This window comes from Desulfofundulus thermosubterraneus DSM 16057 (assembly GCF_900142025.1).
Lineage (GTDB): Bacteria > Bacillota > Desulfotomaculia > Desulfotomaculales > Desulfovirgulaceae > Desulfofundulus > Desulfofundulus thermosubterraneus.
On the sequence record NZ_FQZM01000020.1, the window covers coordinates 15,171 to 37,098 of the forward strand.

Sequence of the window (21,928 nt, forward strand, 5' to 3'; positions counted from 1 at the left end):
TATCTCCCGTAACCAGTGCCTCTTCGGGAAGCCCTATTTTTTCCCCTTTTTTAGGCTGTCCCTGGCGATCACAATCATCTGGATGTCAGAAGTCCCCGCCGACGGGATCAGTAACTGGGCATCGCGGTATAGCCGCTGGGCAGCAAACTCCATCATAACGCCGTACCCGCCGTATATGTCTACGGTCTTCTTAGCGCACTGGACGGCAGCCTCCGTGGAATAATACTTGGCAATGGCAAACTCTACGTCGCAGCGCATTCCCTTTTCTTTCAACCAGGCTGCCCGGTAAGTCAACAGCCGGCTGCTTTCCAAGGCGATGCGAATATCGGCAATGCGTGCTTGAATGGCTTGGTGAACGCTGATCGGCTTTCCGCCAAGAATTCTTTCGTTGGCAAACTTAACCGCTTCCTCCAGGCAACTTTCCAGAATGCCCAAAGCCACCCCGGCCATCCCGCAGCGTCCCGTTTCGCTAATGGCTTTTAAGGCTATCTTTAAACCATCGCCTTCCTTCCCGATTAAATTTTCCACAGGAACAATACAGTTTTCAAAAATCAGTTCGCCGGTCGTGCAGCCGTGGAATCCCATCTTGTTTTCCTTGCGGCCGGGCTTAAAGCCGGGCATCCCCTTTTCCACAATAAAGGCGCTAAACTGCAACGGATCCTGGCTGGTGCGGGCAACGACAGTGATTATATCCGCTTCGTGAGAGTTGGTGATAAAAATCTTTCTCCCGTTTAGGATATAATTATCCCCTTCCTTTTTCGCTTCCGTCACAATCCCCGTTGGGTCAGAACCGCCCGAAGCCTCGGTAACTGCCACCGTAGCCAGTTTTTCGCCCTTTGCTAATGAAGGGAGATATTTTTGTTTTTGCTCTTCGGACGCCGCTTCCAAAAAAGGCGCTATTCCCAGATAAAAAACCTGAGTGGCCATGCCGACCGCCGCTGATACCCGGCTAATCTCTTCCAAAATAATTACCCGCGCCAGGGCGCCCATTTCTAAGCCGCCGTATTTTTTAGGAATATCGACGGCAAAAAAACCATTTTGCCCCATCGCCTTATAAATATCTACCGGCGCATTTTTTGTCTCTTCCATTTCCTGCACGCGCGGGGCGACCACCTTCTCCGCAAATTCACGCACACCTTTTTGCAAAAGCTCCTGTTCCTGGGTAAAACTAAAGTCCATAAATCAACCTCCTCATTTAATTTTTTTCTTGAGCAATTGCTTCGATTAATAAAGGCACTATTTCCTTATAATCACCGACAATGCCGTAATCAGCCATTTTAAAAATAGGTGCCTTAGGATTATTATTTATTGCAACGATTTTTTGCGCGTCTTGAATGCCTACGGTATGCTGGATGTCTCCGGAAATTCCGACCCCTATGTAGAGCTCCGGCCGGACCGTCTTCCCACTCTGGCCGATCATTTGGGATTCTTTTGCCCATCCTTCATCAACCGCCGGACGCGTCGCTCCAACCGCCCCTCCCATTAGCGCAGCCAGTTCCTCTATTTTTGCCCATCCTTCCTTGCTGCCGACACCGGCCCCTCCGGCAACCACCACCTTTGCCTTTTCCAGGGGCATCCCCGCATGCTTTTCCTGTTTTATTTCCAGCACTTTCACAGGAATCGGGCCGGTAAATTCAAAGGCAACTTCTCTAATCATCCCCTTTTTAATCCCTGGTTTACTTTCGGTTTTGGTAAACACCCCCTGTTTGATGGTGGCTATTTGGGGCCTGCTATAAGGGCTGATGATTATGGCCATGAGGCTTCCGCCGAATCCCGGCACGTACTGCAGCAAGTTGCCATGGTCATCCACATCTAAATTAACGCAGTGGGCGGAACACCCCACGCCAAGGCGCGCTGCTAAGGCGGGTGCTAGGCTCATCCCGGCGTAGGTAGCGCCAATAAGCAAGGAATTGGGGGGGTTTTCTTTAACTAACTTTTCCAGAATGCGTGGATAAAGCCAGCTGTTGTAATGTGCCAGGGGGGGAGCGTCTACTTTATAGACAACATCTACACCGCAGGCCAGCAATTCCTCGGCCAAATCCGAAACATCATAGCCAATAAGCACAGAGGCCAGACTCCCGCCAAGCTTGTCGGACAGCCGCCTGCCCGGAGCCAATAACTCGTAAACTACGCCAGCCAACCTTTTATTCTTTTGCTCGGCAAATACCCAGATGTCCGAACTTGCTTTTAGCCCTTGATTATCCATAGGCTTAAATTACCCCCCATTCCCGGAATTTTTTAACTAGAAGGCTGATAGCTTCCGGCGTTCCTTCGTGAAGCTCGCTCTTGCGCGCAAAAGAAACTTCCCGAATATCGGCGATTCTTGTCGGCGACCCTTTTTCCCCCACCCGCTCTGGGTCTACCTCCAGATCCGAACTGCCGAGGATATGCAATGGCTTCGCGGCTGCCGCCGCAATCCCGAACAATCCGAGGGTGCGCGGCTCGTTAATCTCCCGGGAAACGGTAATTAAAGCGGGCAAATCGATTTCCGCCAGTATGGTTCCTTCTTCAGTTTTTAAAGTTAATTCCAAACTATGTTCACTATGCCTTTTTACCTGGGTTACAAAACTCGCGTGGGGGAGCCCTAAATGTTCGGCCACCTGGGGCCCTACTTGAGCGGTGTTGCCGTCTGTGCTGGCTGCTCCGGTAATGACCAAATCAAAATCTCTGATCTTTTTGACTCCTTGAGCTAAAACGTACGCCGTAGCCAACGTATCGCTGCCGGCAAAAGCCGGGTCGGACAACAAAAACGCTTCATCCGCCCCGAACGCCAGCACTTCTCTTAAAACACTTTCCGCAAATGGGGGGGCCATGGACAAAGCCGTTACCTTCCCTCCAAAGCTTTCCTTTAATTGCAGGGCCGCTTCCAGCGCATTTTTATCTAAAGGGTTGATTACGGTAGCAACATTGCCTCGTTTCACTGTCTTAGTTTTTTGATCGAATTCAACTGGCGAACGAAAGTCGGGGACGGGTTTTACGCAAACAATTATGTGCAAAGGTTTCATCTGGCACCACCTTTACGCTTTTTTCTTCTCGGGACATCACTTATATTTCTTATATTTCTTCGCCGGTTCTCTCTTCTTCGATTCCGGCCAGCTTGCGCGCGTTTTCAACCAACTCCTCCAGGTTTAAATTAGCCCTGATCACCGGCCTAGCCCCGTCAAGTGAGCTCCTGTCGTTTTGCATCCCGGGACGCCGGAGCAAGGACAATCATTCGATCAGCCCGGCTAGCCTGGCCGTACTTCCCCGATAATATTTTTTAACATGTAAAGCGAAGCAAAATGAATGCCAGAAAAAAATACAGTAGCTAAAATTTATAGGTATAAAAGATTTGTATACTTTTTATACTTACGCCTATTTTTATCTTCAGTTATCAGCCCGGAATCACATCCGTCCTTTTTATGCAAAATGATTATGGTACCCTTTTAAGGTAAGTTTTCGTTTAAATTTTAGTAACTTGTATATTAAGTATACATATGAACAATTGGTAATGTATAATTTCTAAACTTAACTGAGATAAATCTTCTCCGTTAACCCATTAAGCATCCGTGCCCACTGGGTCTTTTGGGTGACTTCTAACTGACGATAAGGGTGTGGAGAGAACGAATTTATTTCAGGTTTTTGGTGCGTTTCGTCATTTCATGACCTCCGGTAGATTTTTGGTTTGTACCAACTTTTTTACCAGGAGGTTATTTTATTGGTCAAGCTCTCTTTAGAGCATTACAGGGATGCTCGAATTGGAATGTTGGTGGAATGACAGCTGGAATAGTCTTGAAAAACACCTTTGGTTTATATCTTGGCATGTCTTTTGCAATAACGAATATTCGCAAGTTTCTAAAGCTTCCAAGAAATATTGGGGGTGGTTATTATTATTTAGATTCGGGTAAAGGGCATAAACTTCGTTCATTTTATAATTTCATGGGGGGGGTTTTAATGAGCACTTATAAACCTTACTGGGATCCTGAGATTGAAACTATGCCTAGGGATAAGCTAAAGGCGTATCAGCTCGATCTTTTAAAAAAGACCCTGGAGTTGTGCTATAACAAGTCACCCTACTATAAAAAAATTTTTGACGAAGCAGGCGTTAAACCGGACGATGTAAAAAGCCTTGAAGACATAAAGAAGTTCCCCACCATCGATAAAAAAGTTTTAAGGGAAAGGCAGGTGGCGGCTCCCGATTTTGGAGACCTGGTTTGCGTTCCCGAGGAAGAAATTGTTTATATATCTGTTTCCAGCGGATCGACCGGGGTGCCTACCGCTTCTCCCTTTACCGCCCAGGACTTCGAGGATTTTCAAGATTTTGAGGCGCGCCTTTTCTGGTCCTCGGGGATGCGCCCCACCGATCGCTACTGTCACGCACTTAACTTCACTCTTTTCGTCGGTGGCCCCGATGTAATCGGAGCGCAAAAGGTAGGCGCCTTGTGCATCTGGGCAGGAACCATCCCTTCCGAACGTCTCCTAGCTATCTTCAAACAATGGAAGCCGACCATAACCTGGACCACGCCTTCTTACGCCTGGTACTTAGGCGAAACGGCCCAACAGATGGGATACGATCCTAAAAAAGATTTTAACCTGAAAAAAATTTTTGTTGCCGGCGAGCCGGGAGGTTCGATACCGGAAACCAGAGAAGGAATTGAAGCCATATGGGGTGCGAAGGTATACGATTATTACGGACTATCAGATATTTTTGGAGCCTGCGCCGGGATGTGCGAAAAGAGAGAAGGGCTGCATTGGGCGGAGGACCATATTTTGGTAGAAGTTATCAATCCTGACACGGGAGAAGAGGTTCCTGAAGGGGAGCGCGGAGAGCTCGTCTTAACATCTTTAAAAAAGAAGGCTAGGCCCTTGGTCAGATTCCGCACCGGCGATATCGTTTCATATACTACGGAAATCTGCTCCTGCGGCAGAACGCACTTGCGATTGCACGGCATCCACGGTCGTCTTGACGATATGTTAATCATCAGGGGTGTAAACGTATTTCCTAGTGACATTGAAATGATTGTCCGGAAAAACGAAGATCTAACCGGCGAGTACAGGCTTGTTGTGACAGAAGAAAAGCACATGGCAAAACTTACCGTAGAAGTTGAACATGCTCCCCACATCCAAGGGGATACCACTCAACTGGCTCAAAGAATACAAAAAGAATGCCAAAGTATTTTGGGTATTCGCCCGGAGATTAAAATATTGGAGCCGGGAACTCTCCCCAGAGCCACCCACAAAGCCAAACGCGTGCTCGACTTGCGAAAAGAGAGCAATTAAAAGTTAAAAGCGCAAAGAAAGTTGTCTTTGCTGCAAACATAACCGCCAGCGGCTTAAACGTGGAAATGAAAGACGGAAAATTAACCATAATTAATGCAGGAAAAGTGAAGAAGTTTTTCAAGAAGGTCGAGCATATTTACCTTCGGTAGCTAATATGGGTGCAAGAACTGGTCAGAAGATCCCATATGTAACCGAAAGGGCGTGTTTTCGCTTTTCCCTGTAGGAGGTGTTGCCTTAATAGAAATCGCGCCTGGTGTCGACCTCTTCAAAATCTGCCGACTGGTTTTGGTTCCAGGTTAGACCAGCAAACTGAGCCACAGTATCGTAGGGGAAGTTTTTGATGGTCATTATTAAATTAATAAGGAGCAATAAGGTCGACATCAGGCTTCAATTCTATCATAATTAAGGAGGCAATCAAAGTGGCACTGAAAACCAGGGAAGACTATATCAAATCTTTAAAAGCAATGAGACCCAACGTTTACAAATTCGGTAAACTGATTTCCGACGTAACCACCGACCCGGCAACACGGCGCACAGTGGAAAGCCATGCCAGGGCTTTTGACGCCGCTTACGATCCAAAATACGCGGAAATTGCCACTACCGTATCTTCCTTCACCGGCGAGAAAATCCACCGGTTCACCTCATTGATGGAGAGCTTGGAGGACATAATGTACAACTCCAAGTTTAAGAGAATGATGTACCACTTAACCGGCACCTGCACCGGCGGGACCTGCGTAGGTTGGAACGCCCTTAACGTAATGTGGAACGTCACCTACGAAATGGACAAAGAATACGGGACCAACTACCAAGAACGACTCAAAAAATGGATCCTTTACGCCCAGGAAAATGGTCTGGTAGTGGCCGGCGCCCTGACCGACGCCAAGGGTGACCGCAGCTTGCGGGCTTCCCAGCAGCCCGATTTGGACAGCAACCTACGGATCAAGGAAATAAGAGACGACGGTATCGTCATCCGGGGATGTAAGGCAATGATTTGCGGTGTAGCTGCCTCCAACGAAATCTTCCTGCTCCCTGGAAGCGCCTACAGAGAAGAGGACAAAGACTTTGCCGTTGCCTGTGTTGTCCCCAGGGATATCGAAGGCCTGACGATCGTTGAGACCCGACGCCCAAGCGACGAGAGGGAGCTAGAAAATAATTTCGATATCCCCGAAACAGGCATCAGCCAGGCCTATCTTATCTTTGAAGATGTGTTTATCCCCAACGACAGGGTATTCATGTGCAAAGAGTTCAAGTATACCGGAAAGATCATCCAGTACTTCACAGCCAACTATCGGGCCTGCATCGGCGCTTGCGTAGCCGGCCAGGGGGACGTAATGATCGGGGCAGCAGCCCTCATAGCCAGGGCCAACGGTCTTGCTGCCGGTACCTTCATGAACAAAATTATCGAGATGGCCATTAACAATGAAACCACCTACGGCCTGGGCATTGGCGCCATGGCGGCAGGCAAAAAACACCCTGCCGGGGCTTGGGTGTCGGACCCCCTGCTTGCCCACACTAACAAAGTGCTTGTTGCCACCCTTCCGTACGAAACCAAACGGCTATGCCAGGACATTGGCGGCGGCATCGTTGAGACGGGCTGTTTCCCGTCCTACAAAGATTTTATGTCACCCGAATACGGGCATCTAGTTCAGAAATACGTAAAAGCGGGAGCCAGGTATAGTGCGGAAACTAGAGCAAGGGCTGCCAGGTTAATTGAATGGTTAACTATCGGCGCCGGAGTGCCCGGGTGCATGCACGGCGGCGGTTCACCGGATGGCGCCAAGCTCGTGGTCCGCGCCAACATCCCGCTTGAGGAATTTGCCGAGTACGCTCGCAAGCTTGCCGGAATAACCGAAGAAATGCCCGAACCGGAAAAGAAAAAGTAAAAAGTAGCAGAAAAGGAGATGAGGTTATGGATTTCAGATTGACCGAAGAACAGGAAATAATCAGGCAGAGCGTGCGTGAATTTGCCGCCAAATACATCGATCCAATAGCTAATGAGTGCGACGAAAACAAGCACTTCCCAATGGAAGTATTTAAGAAAATTGCCGAGCAAGAGTGGATGGGTATTCCTTACCCGCAAGAATACGGCGGGGCCGGCTCTGACTATCTCACCTATGTGATCGTCATCGAGGAACTGTCCAGAGCAGACGCCGGCATAGGGTTTACTGTAGAGTGCCATACCTCCCTGGCTGCTTTCCCAATTTTCAAGTACGGCACTGAAGAACAGAAGCAAAAGTACCTGGTACCTTTATGCAAGGGCGAAAAATTCGGTTCATTCTGTCTGACCGAACCCGGTGCGGGTACTGACGCAGGTTCTGCACAGACTACTGCTGTGCTTGATGGGAATGAGTGGGTACTCAATGGTTCGAAAATGTTCATTTCCAATTCGCCAATCGCCGAAATTTTTATCGTGTTTGCCATGACCGACAAATCAAAAGGCACAAAAGGAATGAGCGCCTTTATCGTTCCAAGGGAAGCTCCCGGCCTACGGGTAGGTGAGCACCTTAACAAGATGGGCATCCGTTCTTCGCTAACCGCGGAGGTCATCTTTAAAGACTGCCGAATTCCCAAGGAAAACCTCTTGGGTCAGGAAGGCCAGGGCTTTAAAATTGCCATGCACACCTTAGACGGCGGCAGAATTGGAATCGCTGCTCAAGCTCTGGGAATCGCCCAAGCCGCTCTGGATGAGTCAATCAAATATTCCAAAGAGAGGGTGCAGTTCGGCAAGCCGATCGCTTCCTTCCAAGCCATCCAGTGGATGATCGCTGATATGGCTACCGACATTCAGGCCGCCCGGTTCCTTACCTATCATGCTGCCTGGTGTTATGACCAGGGGCTGCCGTACAACAAGGAGGCGGCAATGGCGAAGCTGTTTGCGGCCGAGTGCGCGGCCAGACATACCAACAGAGCCGTCCAGATTCACGGCGGATACGGATATATCAAGGGTCACAAGGTGGAGAGGCTCTACCGTGACGCCAAGATTACTGAAATTTACGAAGGGACATCCGAAGTGCAAAGGATGGTTATCGCAAACAACCTGCTCAGATAACACAAGGCAGGAAACAAAAGCGAAAATGGCAGTATGATAAAAGATAGGTAAAACCGCAAATTAAATTTGCCTTTAGCATGAAACATTCGAAGAAACAAATGCAGCAGGTCTATAAGCAGTTACAGCTGTCACCTCTTTATTAAAAAGAAATTCACGTAAAAGAACAATGGAGAAGTGAGTGCTGTTTCATGCTAAAGGCAAACTGCCAGTTTTTTAGAAAACAGGTTTGGTAGAGGTGAAAAAATGCTAAAAATTATTGTTTGCTTTAAGTGGGTAATAGATGAAGCAGATATCAAGGTTTCCGGCAAATCAAGAGAGCTCGATCTCAGCCGTGTGGCCTACAAGATTAGCGACTACGACCGCAACGCCATAGAAGAAGCGGTGAGGCTCCAGGAGCAGTTGGGGGGTAGTGTTGTGGCGGTAACCGTTGGCCCGCCGACAGCAAAACAGAGTCTCAAAGATGCGCTCTCCCGGGGGCCGGAAAAGGCTGTGTTTGTAAGCGATCCTGCTTTTGACAGCTTGGAGCCAGCGCAAACGGCAGCGATCCTGGCGGAAGTAATTACCAAGAACCTTGAGTACGACCTAATCATTTGCGGCGAAGGTTCGAGCGATTTATACGCCCAACAAGTAGGGCCGCGCTTGGCCGAAAAGCTGGGTATCCCTTGCGCTACTTATGTTGAAAAGATAATTATCAAAGATAAAGAGCTGATTGCGGAAAGAAAAATGAGGGACGGGATTGAGGTGGTAAGTATGCCGCTACCCGCCCTGGTAACGGTAATGCCAACCATTAACACCCCGCGGATACCTTCCTTAAAGCAGGTGCTCGGAGCAGCGAAGAAGCCCGTTGTCAACCTGAGTGCCAAGGATTTAGAAGGCAAATACGAGCCTTGCCTGAAGACAACTAGCCTTTTGGCTGCAACCATGGAAAGAAAGAGAATTAAGTTTACCGATGACCCCCAAGACATCCGCAAGGTTGTGGACGCGCTCCTCAAAGAAGGCGTAATCAGCTAAAGGACTTTACCAAAAAGGAGAGGGAAAAATGCCTGGCGTTTGGGTAATTGCCGAAAATTCGAATTACACCTTAGAATTGCTCAGCAAGGGTTTGGAAATTGCCAATGAGCTGAATGAAAAGTTAGTAGCATTTTCTTTTGGGAACGAAGAACTGGCTAATGACTATATAAGCTGCGGCGCTGATGAAGTCTTCGTCCTGCCCGCCTTAAACAGGGAACTGCCTTTTGAAGCCTATGTACCGCTGATTGTAGCTGAGGCAAAAAAAGAAATGCCGGAGGCCATCATAGTCTGCGCTACCCAAAGGGGAACAGAACTGGCCTCAAGAGTCGCTGCTGGTTTAAATACAGGACTAGCCACAGGTTGCATAAGCGTGCGTGTCGACAAGGGAAACCTGGTCATGGAAAGACTGGTCTTCGGCGGCGCGGCGGTGCAGACCGTAATCTGTACGACAAGGCCCCAAATGGCCGCCATTCCGCCCGGTACTTATGAGAAGGCTCAGCCCCGGGAGGACAGAAGGGGGCAGATAAAGGTAGTTGCCGGGAATGTTGAGACAAAAGTAAAAGTCGTGGAAAGAAGAAAGAAAGAACAAGAAGAGATCGACCTGACGGAAGCAAAGATAATCGTAAGCGTGGGTAGAGGATTTGAAAAACAAGAGGATATCAGCCTTGCCAGAGAACTTGCCAGACTGTTGGGAGGCGAGGTAGGTTGCACGAGGCCGATTGCCGAAGAATTACATTGGCTTCCTGAAGAAAGATACATGGGCATCTCCGGCAAAAAGGTAAAACCCGATCTCTACATTGGTCTTGGGGTATCCGGTCAGGTTCAACACGTTACCGGCATTAGAGATGCGAAAATTATCATGGCCGTCAACACTGATGAAAATGCCCCCATATTTGACGCTGCCGACTACGGTATCGTTGGTAACTTATACGATGTGGTCCCCAAGCTAATGACGGAAATAAAAGCTGCGCTTAACAAGTAAGCTGCTGAAATTAAAAATTGCGGTGGTGTTAACATTGTCCGACGACAAGTTCACGGCAATAGTGATCGGGGGAGGTCCATCAGGGAGTACAGCTGCATACGTACTGGCGAAGGAAGGCCTGGACGTCCTGCTCATTGAAAAAGGAGATACCTCCGGCAGTAAAAATATGTTCGGGGGCAGGATGTACAGCCATGCTTTAAACCGGATCATACCTGGCTTTTGGGAAGAAGCTCCCGTAGAGCGAGCCGTCACCAAAGAAATAATTACCTTTCTAACTGAAGACAAAAGCGTTAGTGTAATATGCCAGAATGATAACTGGGCCAAGGAGCCCTACCACTCCTTCACCTTGCTGAGGGCCGAGTTTGATCGCTGGCTGGCCTCAAAAGCCGAAGAGGCAGGAGCCATAGTGGCCACATCCATTAAGGTTGACGATCTTATCATCGAAAACAACAAGGTTGTGGGCATAAAAGCCGGCGAAGATGAAATGTACGCTGACGTGATCATTGCCGCTGACGGAGTTAACTCGTTAATGGCCCAAAAAGCCGGCTTAAGAAAGGATCTGGAACCAAAGCAGGTAGCCACCGGCATTAAGCAAATTATCAAGCTTTCCAAAGAAAAGATCAATGATCGTTTTCAGGTAACTGATTCTTACGGCGTTGCCCAGCTCTTTGTGGGCCATTGCACAAAAGGCTTGCATGGTGGAGGTTTCCTATATACAAACAAAGATACGATCTCTATTGGCCTGGTGATCAACATATCAGCACTGCGCCATAACACCATAAGATTAGTGGATCTGCTGGAAGATTTTAAAAACCACCCCAGTATCGCGCCAATCATAGAAGATGGAGAAGTTGAAGAATACTCGGCCCACCTGGTACCGGAAGCGGGGATCAACATGAAACCCCAGCTTATCGGCGAAGGGTTTTTAGTGGTTGGCGACGCGGCGGGCTTTGTTTTGAACCTGGGCTTTCTAGTACGCGGCATGGACTTTGCCATCGCGTCGGGGGAAGCTGCCGCCAAAGCCGTCATCGAAGCGAAAAAGAGTAACGATTTTTCTAAAAGCGCCCTGCTTGCTTACGAGAGGTATTTAAAACAGTCGTTTGTCATGCAACATCTGGAAATCTACCGGAAGGCACCACACTTCCTGGAAAACGAACGCCTTTATGGCAAATATCCGGCGCTGGCCGCAAACCTGCTGACGAAGATGTTTACCGTTGACGGCGGGCAGCCAAGGCGTTTGTTTGGTACGGCCATGAACGAGATCAAGATGAGCGGTTTAAGCCTGGCCAAGCTTGCCATGGATGGGTGGAAGGGGATGCGGTCGTTATGAAGCGCCATACAATAGAACAACTTCTGGGAAAAAACAAATACCTCGTCGATGACGAGCACGCGCACATTGTAATAAACAAACAAATATGCAATCGCTGCGCGGATAAACCGTGTACAACCGCCTGCCCGGCTGGTCTTTACACCATAAAAGAGGGCGAGCTTAGTTTTGACTATGCTGGCTGCCTGGAATGTGGTACCTGTCGAGTTGTTTGTCCAAACAAGGGGGCAATCGAATGGAACTTCCCGCGCGGAGGGTTTGGGATTCATTTCAGGTACGGTTAAATGTGTAAAAGGAGTGAGTTGAACATAGTCAAAATAGTGAGAGGTGGTGGTATATGCAAGAAAGGTAAATTTCAAGGATCTACTGAAAAAAGCGAATATTCTTAAAAGAGGGAAAAATAACATGTCTAAACAAAATTCAAAAGAGGGGGAAAAATAACATGTCTATCTATGTTGGCAGGATGCGACCAAGCGACCCTAACGCGGAACAACCATACATTCTGGGCAAGTTAAAATTTCGTATCCCTTTCGTGCATTACCGCTGGGAATGGCCTGACGCTATCCAGGGGGCTATGCTTTGTGTAGTACCAATGGGCATCATCGCGGCAATGACCCAAACGCTCGGCATACCCTTTGAAATTGCTTTGACCATGGTGATCATAAATAATTTCATGTACCTGCTGCATACCCATTTTGGCGACCCCGTAGTCGCAGGTTGGATAACTCCGGGTATACCATTATACATTGCTTTTTTGACCAGTTTTACGCCCGGTCCAGAAAGACTGCAGGCCATGGTTGCCCTGCAACTCTCTGTTGCTTTTCTGTTCTTATTTTTTGGGATTACCGGTATTGCCGGAAGAGTTGTCGGCGCCATCCCGAACAGTGTCAAAGCAGGTATTTTGTTAGGGGCGGCAATCGCCTCGGTGGTAGGTGAATTCAAAGCAGGTGGCCGTATTTCACAGTTTCCGGTCAGTATTCTTTTTGGTACGGCAGTTTCCTTCTTTATGCTTTTCTCGTCAAATACAGAGTATCTCAGAGCGCGTTACGGTTTATTCCGGTTTGTTGCTCAATATGGTATCGCTATCCCCTTTGCTATTTCTTATGTGCTGGGGCTTATTATCGGGGAAGTAAAAATGCCTACAATTAGCTGGTCCATTACCCCTCTGTTCATTGGAGATATGGTCAAAACCCTTTCCCCATTTAACATTGGCTTCCCCTCCTTTAAAACGTTCATACTGGCCCTACCTCTCGCTTTGGCCGCCTATATCATAGCTTTTGGTGACATACTGGTCGCTGCCAGTTTAATCAAAACCTGCGATGAAAAACGTAAAGACGAAAAGATAATTTTTGAACCTAACCGGACCAACATTATTACCGGAATTCGCAACACCATCGAAGGACTCTTATTCCCCTACCTCCCTCTGGCCGGACCCCAGTGGACAGGGGGCCAGGCACTGGTAGTAAACCGCTACATTAACAGTACGCGCCAGCAGGAAGACAGCTATTGGGGAGGCGCAACCTCGATTTTTTGGGGAATGAGCATTGCTTTATTAATTGGCCCCCTCGTCTCCCTCTTTAAGCCGGGCCTCGCCATCGGCTTGTCGCTGACCTTACTGCTGCAAGGTTATTTGTGTGCTTACCTGGCCATGGAAATGATCGAAAACAATATCCAACGTGGAATAGCCGGTATCATGGGCTGCGTTTTGGCAATGAAGGGAGCGGCCTGGGGGCTGGGGACTGGTTTAGTTCTTTACTTGCTGCTGGAATATCCGTGGTTTAGAAAAGTAATTTCACCAGCTAAAACTTCAGAAGTGAATATGGATTAGCGGTCCTGGAAAGTTTAGTGATGTTTCTTAAGGCGAATAAGGTATGGTACGTTCACTGGCGGGAAAGGAGAGGGCTAACCGCCCCGTCCTCCCGCAATTTTTATTTCATATATTGCTTATATCAATTTGGTATTTTTTTAGTTTTAAGTAAAAGGTTCTTCGACTAATGCCCAGCGCTTTTATGGCGCTACTCTTATTTCCATATTTTTTTAACACTCTGGTAATGACATCTTTCTCCAATTTTTCGACCAGTTCAGGAAGTGTTTCTTTTTGCCATTCTGGTAACTTAATGTCATCCGCCTGGGCGTTTTTAAGGTACCAGGGAAGATGTTTTGTCGTAATCATGTCGCTGGAACAAAGGATTACGGCATGCTCAATTACATTTTTTAACTCCCGGATGTTTCCTGGCCACTCATGTTTAAGAAAAATGTTCATAACCTCAGACGATACAATCATTTTACCTTTATTGTGCTTTTTACAATAAAGCTTCAAAAAATAGTCGACAAGCAAGGGAATATCATCTTTACGCCTTTTTAAAGGCGGTAAAAAGATTGGGATTACGTTGAGCCTATAATACAAATCCTCTCTAAACTGCTTTTTTACAACCATGGTTTCTAGATCTTTATTTGTGGCGGAGATTATGCGCACATCAACATGTACCGTCTTTTTACCACCTATCTTTTCGATCTCCTTTTCCTGTATAACCCGCAAAAGTTTGGCTTGCATGGCCGGACTCATATCTCCTACTTCATCTAAAAAGATAGTGCCTTTCTGGGCTAGTTCAAACTTACCGGGCTTTCCCCCTTTTTTTGCCCCGGTGAAAGCGCCTTCCTCATAACCGAAAAGTTCACTTTCCAGCAATGATTCCGGAATGGCGGCGCAATTTACCTTGATAAACGGGTAATTTTTTCGAGAACTACTTTTGTGGATGGCCTCCGCCAAGAGTTCTTTTCCTACCCCGCTTTCCCCCCGGATCATTACTACCGCGTCAGTTGGGGCAACGGTGGCAGCTAGAACCAGCGCTTCCCGAAAATAACGATTATTTCCCACGAGGGCATTAAACGCGCGGGGTAGTTTATCTTTTGATTTTAGCTCATTGTGCAAGTACTGAGCTATATCACGCATTTTCTTGAGTTCGTCACTTAAATTTATCGTTTCGTATATATTTCTAAACACGGATATTACTCCTTGAAGCTTTCCGTTTACGTAAAAGGGGGTAATGTTTGCCAGCACTTGGACACCAATAGACTCAATTAGAATCTTTTGATTAAGAACGGGAGGGTGGCCCTTTAAAACCTTTAAACACATCGAAGTAGGTTCTATATCTTCCATCTTCTTCCCTAGTATTTTACCCGCCGGAACACCCACAATGTTTGTATAGGCATGGTTTACATAAATTATCGTACCGGTGTAATCAATAATGATGATTGCTTCGTACATGGCATCAAAGATATTTGGAAAAAAAGGAGCATAATCTTTTATCCTAGAGAGCATGTGTACGGCCCTATTTTTCCAAGATACGGCGCCAATCAACTTCTTCTCCTGATCAATTACATAGACGACCCCTTTGTTACCTTCCTTAAAGTAGGAGACCAACTCGAAAGCGTTTTCGTTAAATAAGATGGTATCTTTAACCGGCTCAATTAGCGAACGCAATTTATGAGCTGGAGTTCCTTGATCAAGGTTGTACCTATTAATTTTACCTAACAAACACCCCTTCTCATCAACAACTAAAATGAATCCCCCTTCAACAAAATTTTCCGCAGCTTCATTAAGATAATGCTCACCATCAGCCAGTTTTACAATAGGTAGCGCCTCAAGAGAGAGGTCCATTATGTCCCGGACTAACAACTTTTCCTTACCTCCTTGATCTTCCGGTGCTCCGGCATTTTGAGTTAGAAAGCGGCTTTTATTCCTAGTAATTGAATAATCTGAATAATCTATCTTTTCTATGGTTAACAGGGCAACGACCTAATAAAGATTTTTACAGTCTCCGGTTTTTAGAAGCACGCTTACTGATAAGTCGGTTCGCAGTCAACCCTGTGGATGCTTTGCCGTTTTTCCACCCCGACCAAAAATCCTGTACGATATGGTTAGCAACATTCTCTATGGCGTACGGGAGGTTGAAAGGAGAATGATCAAGGTGGACACCAAAGATCACATAATTGAGTTGTACTTCAAGGAAGGCCTATCCATTCGGGCTAGTAGCCGGATGTTGAAGGTGGCCCGCAAAACCGTCCGGCGGGCACTGGCCGATGCCGAACCGACATACCGATTTAACCAAAGATGAGCCCAATGCGGTCATTGGCCTATTCCTCTCCATCATACACCAGTGGCTGGAGGAAGATCAACAGCGCCCACCCAAACAGCACCACACGGCCAGGCGCATTTTTGAACGGCTAAGGGACGAGCACAACTACCAGGGCAGTTTCGTGCAGCTGTAGCGGGAAGCCCGGAAAAAGAAACGGGGTCTGTGGGGCCTGGAGGTTAAGGAGGTATTACATCGGTAGTGCCCACGGCAAGAAATTCCACCGCCCTGACTGCGAATATGGCCGGCAGACAGCTCCGGACAGCCGGGTGAGGTTTGCCATCCAGTAAGAGTCCTAGATGCCGGATGAGCCCTGCAATGCCTGCAAGTCGTAAATAGGTGTTGAACTGCGTATGTGTAAAAGCCTGTCCAGCTGGTTGTTATGTAGCGGCAGGATTTATAGGCATTAAGGGCGAACGTATCAATTAAAAAACACAAAATAAATTTTTCAAAAAGACTAATAAACTGTGCTTTTTGAAGTGGTTACAAAATATTATACAAAATATTGCAAACATGAAAAAGGGAGGATTTTATATGAATATCCTGGCGATTAATGGCAGCCACCGTAAGGGAAAGAACACTGCCGTCATGTTGCAAGCGGTTCTGGACGAAGCCGCCAGGGCCGGCGCGGAGACGGAACTGGTGGAACTTACCGATTACAACATCAAGCCCTGTCTGGCCTGCAACCGTTGCCTGGGCAAAACGGAATGTTCCATCAAAGACGATGACATGGGCGTGCTGGCCGAGAAAATGCTGGCGGCCGACGGGATTGTACTCGGTTCCCCGGTATACTGGTCTAATGTGACCGGCCTGATGAAAAATTTTATCGACCGTACCCGCTGGATGCACATGGCCAGGAACCTGCTTCACGGCAAGGTGGGGGGAGCGGTTACCCACGCCGGCCTGCGGAACGGGGGGCAGGAACACGCCCTGGCCATTATAGAGCGCTTCCTGGTTGCCCAGGGGCTTATTCTGGTCGATACCCGCGACCAGGAAAGCGGTATCTGCAACGGTGGGGCCATGGGAACCATGTTTAACAACTTGGAGGAAGGCAAGATTTCCTGGAAACGGGGCGTGCACGAGGATTTGCTGGCCCTAGAGGAATGCCGCCGTTTGGGGCGCAATATGGTAGAGATGATTAAACGTCTTGGCCGGGCTTAAGAAAGGCTTGGAAACAACCTGGAACGTCGCGCGCGACGGTGGTGCGCCAGGCCCTTCGGGTAGAGAAGAAAAAACCGGTCATCCTTTCGGCTGACCGGTCAAAAGAATGACTTGCACGAAGGACGGTTGGGTCCTTTTAGAAAATGATCACCAGTATCCCGGCAATGAATACCAGCACGCCCAGGAAGGCTATGATTATACCAAGAATCAACTCGACGATGGGATTGAAACGCTTGGTTTCAACATCCGGCATGTATTGTTCCCCCCTTTTTTTGTTATTATATTATGTTTTTTTGCAGACAAATGTTACCAACAAGGGCTTTTTAAAGTAAAAAAGCATCCCCCGTAAAACCGGGGAATGCTTTCCTCTTGAACCTCGCTAGCATTGTTCCTGCTTGGCAAAAACTTTCCCGCAGCGGCAGCCGTAAGTGACCAGGTGGCAGTTCCGGCGCTCCTGGACGCTTAATATGCGCACCCTGCTGGAGAGGCCGTACAGTTTTTCGCCGCACTGGGGGCAGACCGTGCCCGTGACATATTTGCGCGCCCGCACCACCGAGTAACCCGGCGTACGGGTGGCCTCCACCACGTAGTCGGGAAAAGAGAACTTGGTGATACGGTAGCGGTCCAGCACCGCCCGGATGGTTTTCAGCATGGTGTCCCGGGCGCGTCCGGTCTGGCTGGTGAGAAAAACGTGGATGGCGGTTTGGATCACTTGCTGGTCTTCCGTGCTGGGGAAGGGGTAGATTTTGGCCGGCATCTTACACACACCTGCTCTTTATGTTTCTTTATGTTCCGGTTTTCAGGACAGGCCGGGTTGTCCACATTTGGGTTAAAAAAGTTTTTGCTCCCCGGAATTCCTGCTTCACCAGATTATTATTTCCAATTTAGTGCCCGCAAATAACCTGTTCGGAGCCGGGGTCGGCGCGGCGGGCCTGCTTTAGTACCTGCCGTACTGCTTCTATGTGCCGGCAGCGATAGTCCGGGTCAAGGCGGGAGCGAAAACGAAAAGTGCAGCATGTACAGCTGTCGGGTGTGGTGGTTAGTTCAATCCGGCAATCCACTTCAACTACATGGGCTACCCGCGGGGAAACAAAGTAGACGACCAGGTCGTTGACCAGAAATGGGGTTTTAACTACGTTTGCGGCCATGGGAATTCTCCTTAAACATGTACAAAATAAATAGGTAGTACCGCCTGTTTCGCCTGGTTCTTATAAAACATAAATTGGCCATGAGCAGGGATTATTCCTGCCTCAAATTTAAACGATTTAAATATTATATTGTAGAAATAAGTAGGATAATACCTATCCCTGCACCCGCCGGTAAGTTACATAGGAATATATCGCGCTTATTGCCGCGGCGCCAATGATCGCCCCCACACCCAGCACAAAGTTGGTGGGGGCAGGCAGGAAGGCCGCCACCACGGCCACCAGCCCGGCCAGGACAAAAACCGGGCCCGCGAAACGGTGGGTGCGCCGCCAGACTTCTTCGCTGGCCAGGGTCCAGGGTGTACGGATGCCGAAAAAGTAATTGAACCGTACCCGGGTTAGATAGTTCCCGGTGATGACCAAAAAAACACCCAGGGCCAGGGGGGTAAGCCGGCTGACCAGATCCGCCGGCCCTCCCAGGGCTACGGCCAGGATCATGGCGTGGAGCGTGGCAAAAAAGAAGACCAGCCCCAGGCGCACCGCCCGGTAAGCTTCCGGGAAACGGAGGTAATTGTTTCGTTTGGGATCAATGTAAGGGGCGAAGAGCATGCTCAGATAAATTCCCCCGGTAAGCAGGGGCAGGGCGAAGGCCCCCCAGAATCGGGAGAAATAGGAGTCTACCTCCCCCCGCAGGTTCCAGTGTGCCGGTACCAGCTCCGGGAGGTACGGGTAGGTTGCCGCGCCGGCAATAAACATCACCAGCAGCACGGCCAGGGCCGGCCAATCACCGACCACCATCTTACGGTCGACACGGTAATTATTTTCCATTGTCCAACTCCTCCCTTCCTTTGTGGCGGTCCCGGCCGGTAAGGGAACTTAACATCTCAAATACCCAGCCGGTAACATCCTGGAAAACGGTAGTGTTTAGCGAATAGACGACAAATTGTCCCCTCTTCTCATCTGCTACCAGGCCGGCCTCTTTGAGGATATTCAGGTGGTGGGAGATGGTGGGCCGGGAAAGGGAAAAGGCGCGGGCAATCTCGCCGGCGGTCATGTCTCCCCGGGCCAGGAGGCGGAGGATTTCCCGCCGCGTGTCGTCTCCCAGTGCCTTGAAGACCATGCTCAGTCCCATGGTAGTCACGTCCTTCCGGACATTTCGAATGATATCAAATTAAGCTCATTATATAATTAGTTTATTTCCCTGTCAAGTTGATAATGGTATTCTATACATGTCTAAATAGTTATGATGTAGCAGGCCCGGAAACTACAGGTTTACTTTTGTTGATGCCGGGGCTTCAAGCCAGTTTTTGCCCATAAAACAGGCCTGCGGTATGGCAGGCTCGAAAGGTTTTGGAACGACCATGTCTTAAAACAAGCTTACTCTTGAATAATTGCGGCCAATGACAAACTATGCGAAAGGGCCTGCCAGAAGGACAAGCCCTTAAAGCCGTTTTTTTTTTAGGGTCAGCCGTCCTTTGCCGCCAGGGCCCGGAAAAGCAGCCGGTAAACCTCCGGCGCCAGGGCCACCAGGCTGTAGTGCCGGTGGGACATCACCCAGCAGGTGGCCACCTCGTCCATGGTTCCGAAGATCATCTGCCGGGCCAGGCGCACGTCCAGGTCGGCCCGGAACTCCCCGGTTTCGATGCCGCGGGAAACAATCCCCTCGATGAGCCGGGAATAAGCCCTCAGGGGTTCGGTTATGCCCTGGCGAATGGTGGGGTCCGACTGCCGCAGTTGTATTTGCATTACCGTGGCCAGGTGGCGGTCGGCCTCCAGCCTGGTGAAGTGCAACTGGATCAGGCGGGCCAGTTGCTCCGCGGCTCCGGTACAGGCCTGCAGTTCCTGCTTTGCCGCCGCAATAAACTCGCCCATCTTCACCTTGAACAGGGAAATGAGCACATCTTCCTTGTTGTGGAAGTAAAGGTAGATGGTGCCGTCGGCTACCCCCGCCTCCCGGGCGATTTTGGAAACCTGGGCGTTGTGGTAGCCGTTTTCGGCAATTACCTTTACCGCCGCTTCAATAATAGCCCTGTACTTGTCGCCGCTTCTCCTGGCCACGTGTAAACTCCTTTCCCGTGCTGGGGAATATTATACCACATATTTTTCCGCTGTGAGTACCCGGTCGGCAATCTGCCGGCGCAGGCCGATCAGGTCCACCGGCTGGTGTTTGCACATCCGCTTGACGATGGAGAGTTGGGTCTGCCGCATATCACCTTCGAACAGGAAGCACATGGCCTCCCGGGCCCACTTTTCCAGCAGAGGGAAGGAATCCTGGACATAGGTTTGGGCCAGGATGAGTTTAGTTTGGGCGCCCTGGGGATCTGCTTCCCAGGCTTTCAGCGCCCGCAGGATGGCGCTTTCCATGGCATAAATCTGGATGGCCAGGTCGGCCAGGATGCCGATGATTTCCTGCTCTTTGGCCAGCTTATCCATGTATTTTTCCACCGCCTGGCCGCCCACCAGCAGGAAGAGCTTTTTGGCCATGGCCACCATGGCCCGTTCAGCAGCCAGGGGCTTCCCGTCATCCTCCGGGGCGGCGGCCCGCAGGTTGAGAATTTCCCCGGCCAGGGCTTTGGCCGCCGGCAGGAGGGCCAGCTGTCCCTTCATGGCCCGGCGGATCAGGGTGGCCGGGATGATCAGCCGGTTGATTTCGTTGGTACCCTCAAAGATGCGGTTAATCCGGGAATCCCGGTAGAAGCGCTCGGCGGGGTAGTCCTGGATGTAGCCGTAGCCGCCGTAGATCTGCACCATCTCATCCACCACGTAATCGAGTACTTCCGAGGCAAACACCTTGGCTATGGAGCATTCAATGGCGTACTCCTCAATGGCCGCGGCCACTTCGGCACCGGCGGTCTTGCCGGCCAGGGATTCTTCAATCATGCCGGTGATGCGGTAAATCATGCTCTCGGAGGCATAAGTCCGGGCGGCCATCTGGGCCAGCTTGTGCTGGATCATGCCGAATTTGGCGATGGGCTGTTTGAACTGCTCCCGCTGCAGGGCGTATTTTGCGGCCAGCTCTATGGCCAGTTTGGCCGAACCTGTGCACCCCGCGCCCAGCTTCAACCGGCCGATGTTGAGGATGTTGAAGGCAATCACGTGGCCCCTGCCGATTTCGCCCAGCAGGTTTTCCACCGGCACCCGGGCGTCTTCAAAAATGAGGCTGCGGGTGGAGGAACCCTTGATACCCATCTTCTTTTCTTCGGCTCCCAGGCTGAACCCGGGGGTGTTGCGGTCCACGATGAAGGCGGTGAATTTTTCCCCGTCCACCTTGGCGTAGGTTACGTAGACGTCGGCAATGCCGGCGTTGGTAATAAACATTTTCTCCCCGTTCAAAAGGTAATATTTGCCGTCGGGGGACAGTACCGCCCTGGTCCGGGCGGCAAGGGCGTCGGAACCGGCGTTGGGTTCCGTGAGGGCGTAGGCGGCAATCATTTCCCCGGTGGCCAGTTTGGGGAGGTAGCGCTGTTTTTGCTCCTCATTGCCGAAGAAAACGATGGGCAGGGAGCCGATGCCGGTGTGGGCGCCGTGGGCCAGGGCAAAGGAGCCGCCGGCCACAATGTTCTCGGTGATGATGATGGAGGCAATCTTGCCCAGGTCGGAGCCGCCGTACTCCTCGGGTATGTCGGCGGACAGGAGGCCCAGTTCCCCCGCCCTGGCCAGTAGTTCCCGCATCAATCCTTCCGGTTGGTGTTCCAGTTCTTCCACCCGGGGGGCCAGCTCGTTGGCGGCAAAGTCGGCCACCGTGTCCCGGATCATCCGGTGTTCATCGGACAGGTCCTCCGGGGTGAATACGTTCCGGGGGTTGGTGGTTTCCAGTAAAAAGGCACCGCCCTTTTGTAACATGAGGATGACCTCCTT

At 49.8% G+C, this 21,928-nt stretch carries 21 protein-coding genes; 11 read left to right on the plus strand and 10 right to left on the minus strand.

Translation table 11 applies throughout. The features are described 5' to 3' along the window. Window positions 1–33: 33 nt before the first annotated feature. The 3 genes from BUA65_RS08825 to BUA65_RS08835 are packed head-to-tail and all read right to left on the minus strand — an operon-like array spanning window position 34 to window position 3,005. Window positions 34–1,179, minus strand: coding sequence for an acyl-CoA dehydrogenase family protein (locus BUA65_RS08825; protein WP_072868993.1), 1,146 nt, complete (start codon window positions 1,177–1,179; stop codon window positions 34–36). 16 nt (window positions 1,180–1,195) lie between these two features. Beyond that, window positions 1,196–2,206: an electron transfer flavoprotein subunit alpha/FixB family protein gene (locus tag BUA65_RS08830; protein WP_072868994.1), complete on the minus strand. Its 1,011-nt coding sequence runs from the start codon at window positions 2,204–2,206 to the stop codon at window positions 1,196–1,198. A gap of 4 nt (window positions 2,207–2,210) precedes the next feature. Next, complete coding sequence (locus BUA65_RS08835) at window positions 2,211–3,005, minus strand: electron transfer flavoprotein subunit beta/FixA family protein (RefSeq protein WP_072868996.1); 795 nt, start codon at window positions 3,003–3,005, stop codon at window positions 2,211–2,213. A 766-nt stretch (window positions 3,006–3,771) separates the two neighbouring features. Here BUA65_RS08835 and BUA65_RS08840 point away from each other — a divergent pair. The 8 genes from BUA65_RS08840 to BUA65_RS08875 all read left to right on the plus strand — a co-directional run bounded on the left by BUA65_RS08840 (window position 3,772) and on the right by BUA65_RS08875 (window position 13,456). Further along, window positions 3,772–5,259 carry a phenylacetate--CoA ligase family protein gene (locus tag BUA65_RS08840; protein WP_341349614.1) on the plus strand — a complete coding sequence of 496 codons (1,488 nt, stop codon included), beginning with the start codon at window positions 3,772–3,774 and terminating at the stop codon, window positions 5,257–5,259. A gap of 419 nt (window positions 5,260–5,678) precedes the next feature. Next, window positions 5,679–7,142: a 4-hydroxyphenylacetate 3-hydroxylase N-terminal domain-containing protein gene (locus BUA65_RS08845; protein ID WP_072868999.1), complete on the plus strand. Its 1,464-nt coding sequence runs from the start codon at window positions 5,679–5,681 to the stop codon at window positions 7,140–7,142. Window positions 7,143–7,168: 26 nt separating this feature from the next. Continuing rightward, on the plus strand, window positions 7,169–8,308 hold the full coding sequence (locus BUA65_RS08850; protein ID WP_072869001.1) for an acyl-CoA dehydrogenase: 1,140 nt from the start codon (window positions 7,169–7,171) through the stop codon (window positions 8,306–8,308). Between the two features lie 243 nt (window positions 8,309–8,551). Next, on the plus strand, window positions 8,552–9,319 hold the full coding sequence (locus BUA65_RS08855) for an electron transfer flavoprotein subunit beta/FixA family protein (protein ID WP_072869002.1): 768 nt from the start codon (window positions 8,552–8,554) through the stop codon (window positions 9,317–9,319). Between the two features lie 28 nt (window positions 9,320–9,347). Then, complete coding sequence (locus BUA65_RS08860; protein ID WP_072869004.1) at window positions 9,348–10,301, plus strand: electron transfer flavoprotein subunit alpha/FixB family protein; 954 nt, start codon at window positions 9,348–9,350, stop codon at window positions 10,299–10,301. Window positions 10,302–10,335: 34 nt separating this feature from the next. Continuing rightward, a complete protein-coding gene (locus BUA65_RS08865; protein ID WP_072869005.1) occupies window positions 10,336–11,631 on the plus strand; it encodes an FAD-dependent oxidoreductase in 1,296 nt (431 codons plus the stop codon). Beyond that, window positions 11,628–11,912 (plus strand): ferredoxin family protein, encoded by a 285-nt coding sequence (locus BUA65_RS08870; protein WP_072869007.1) that lies wholly within the window; start codon window positions 11,628–11,630, stop codon window positions 11,910–11,912. The genes BUA65_RS08865 and BUA65_RS08870 overlap by 4 nt, the downstream gene beginning before the upstream one ends. Window positions 11,913–12,070: 158 nt before the next feature. Next, window positions 12,071–13,456, plus strand: coding sequence for a permease family protein (locus BUA65_RS08875; protein ID WP_131821480.1), 1,386 nt, complete (start codon window positions 12,071–12,073; stop codon window positions 13,454–13,456). A gap of 105 nt (window positions 13,457–13,561) precedes the next feature. On the opposite strand, the gene BUA65_RS08880 is transcribed toward BUA65_RS08875, so the two are convergent. Next, entirely contained in the window at window positions 13,562–15,307 is a 1,746-nt protein-coding gene (locus BUA65_RS08880; RefSeq protein WP_242656279.1) for a sigma 54-interacting transcriptional regulator, read from the minus strand. Window positions 15,308–15,590: 283 nt separating this feature from the next. On the opposite strand from BUA65_RS08880, the gene BUA65_RS18240 reads away from it, so the two are divergent. From BUA65_RS18240 to BUA65_RS08890, 3 genes are all read left to right on the plus strand, one after another. Next, window positions 15,591–15,746, plus strand: a complete 156-nt coding sequence (locus BUA65_RS18240) for a hypothetical protein (protein WP_165613222.1) — start codon at window positions 15,591–15,593, stop codon at window positions 15,744–15,746. Further along, a complete protein-coding gene (locus BUA65_RS08885; RefSeq protein ID WP_072869008.1) occupies window positions 15,712–15,900 on the plus strand; it encodes a hypothetical protein in 189 nt (62 codons plus the stop codon). Before BUA65_RS18240 ends, BUA65_RS08885 begins: the two co-directional genes overlap by 35 nt. 398 nt (window positions 15,901–16,298) lie before the next feature. Further along, window positions 16,299–16,925: a flavodoxin family protein gene (locus tag BUA65_RS08890; protein WP_072869010.1), complete on the plus strand. Its 627-nt coding sequence runs from the start codon at window positions 16,299–16,301 to the stop codon at window positions 16,923–16,925. Between the two features lie 379 nt (window positions 16,926–17,304). On the opposite strand, the gene BUA65_RS08895 is transcribed toward BUA65_RS08890, so the two are convergent. The 6 genes from BUA65_RS08895 to BUA65_RS08920 form a co-directional block, all read right to left on the minus strand. Next, window positions 17,305–17,682 carry a hypothetical protein gene (locus BUA65_RS08895; RefSeq protein WP_072869011.1) on the minus strand — a complete coding sequence of 126 codons (378 nt, stop codon included), beginning with the start codon at window positions 17,680–17,682 and terminating at the stop codon, window positions 17,305–17,307. A 127-nt stretch (window positions 17,683–17,809) separates the two neighbouring features. Continuing rightward, the gene (locus tag BUA65_RS08900; protein ID WP_072869013.1) at window positions 17,810–18,073 is read right to left on the minus strand and encodes a hypothetical protein; all 264 of its coding nucleotides are present in this window, start codon (window positions 18,071–18,073) and stop codon (window positions 17,810–17,812) included. A 153-nt stretch (window positions 18,074–18,226) separates the two neighbouring features. After that, window positions 18,227–18,898: an SdpI family protein gene (locus BUA65_RS08905; protein ID WP_072869014.1), complete on the minus strand. Its 672-nt coding sequence runs from the start codon at window positions 18,896–18,898 to the stop codon at window positions 18,227–18,229. Next, window positions 18,888–19,202: an autorepressor SdpR family transcription factor gene (locus BUA65_RS08910; RefSeq protein ID WP_278246274.1), complete on the minus strand. Its 315-nt coding sequence runs from the start codon at window positions 19,200–19,202 to the stop codon at window positions 18,888–18,890. The genes BUA65_RS08905 and BUA65_RS08910 overlap by 11 nt, the downstream gene beginning before the upstream one ends. 332 nt (window positions 19,203–19,534) lie before the next feature. Next, the gene (fadR, locus tag BUA65_RS08915) at window positions 19,535–20,128 is read right to left on the minus strand and encodes a fatty acid metabolism transcriptional regulator FadR (protein ID WP_072869016.1); all 594 of its coding nucleotides are present in this window, start codon (window positions 20,126–20,128) and stop codon (window positions 19,535–19,537) included. Window positions 20,129–20,158: 30 nt separating this feature from the next. Then, complete coding sequence (locus BUA65_RS08920) at window positions 20,159–21,913, minus strand: acyl-CoA dehydrogenase FadE (protein WP_072869017.1); 1,755 nt, start codon at window positions 21,911–21,913, stop codon at window positions 20,159–20,161. Window positions 21,914–21,928 lie beyond the last annotated feature (15 nt).

Bases quoted from the DNA above. Each gene is read 5' to 3' on its own strand.
- BUA65_RS08890 (WP_072869010.1), top strand. From the start codon at position 16,299: ATGAATATCCTGGCGATTAATGGCAGCCACCGTAAGGGAAAGAACACT.
- BUA65_RS08870 (WP_072869007.1), top strand. From the start codon at position 11,628: ATGAAGCGCCATACAATAGAACAACTTCTGGGAAAAAACAAATACCTC.
- BUA65_RS08900 (WP_072869013.1), bottom strand. From the start codon at position 18,073: ATGGCCGCAAACGTAGTTAAAACCCCATTTCTGGTCAACGACCTGGTC.
- BUA65_RS08860 (WP_072869004.1), top strand. From the start codon at position 9,348: ATGCCTGGCGTTTGGGTAATTGCCGAAAATTCGAATTACACCTTAGAA.
- BUA65_RS08825 (WP_072868993.1), bottom strand. From the start codon at position 1,179: ATGGACTTTAGTTTTACCCAGGAACAGGAGCTTTTGCAAAAAGGTGTG.
- BUA65_RS08885 (WP_072869008.1), top strand. From the start codon at position 15,712: ATGCCGAACCGACATACCGATTTAACCAAAGATGAGCCCAATGCGGTC.
- BUA65_RS08855 (WP_072869002.1), top strand. From the start codon at position 8,552: ATGCTAAAAATTATTGTTTGCTTTAAGTGGGTAATAGATGAAGCAGAT.
- BUA65_RS18240 (WP_165613222.1), top strand. From the start codon at position 15,591: ATGATCAAGGTGGACACCAAAGATCACATAATTGAGTTGTACTTCAAG.
- BUA65_RS08850 (WP_072869001.1), top strand. From the start codon at position 7,169: ATGGATTTCAGATTGACCGAAGAACAGGAAATAATCAGGCAGAGCGTG.
- BUA65_RS08875 (WP_131821480.1), top strand. From the start codon at position 12,071: ATGTCTATCTATGTTGGCAGGATGCGACCAAGCGACCCTAACGCGGAA.
- BUA65_RS08835 (WP_072868996.1), bottom strand. From the start codon at position 3,005: ATGAAACCTTTGCACATAATTGTTTGCGTAAAACCCGTCCCCGACTTT.
- BUA65_RS08920 (WP_072869017.1), bottom strand. From the start codon at position 21,913: ATGTTACAAAAGGGCGGTGCCTTTTTACTGGAAACCACCAACCCCCGG.
- BUA65_RS08905 (WP_072869014.1), bottom strand. From the start codon at position 18,898: ATGGAAAATAATTACCGTGTCGACCGTAAGATGGTGGTCGGTGATTGG.
- BUA65_RS08895 (WP_072869011.1), bottom strand. From the start codon at position 17,682: ATGCCGGCCAAAATCTACCCCTTCCCCAGCACGGAAGACCAGCAAGTG.
- BUA65_RS08910 (WP_278246274.1), bottom strand. From the start codon at position 19,202: ATGGGACTGAGCATGGTCTTCAAGGCACTGGGAGACGACACGCGGCGG.
- BUA65_RS08830 (WP_072868994.1), bottom strand. From the start codon at position 2,206: ATGGATAATCAAGGGCTAAAAGCAAGTTCGGACATCTGGGTATTTGCC.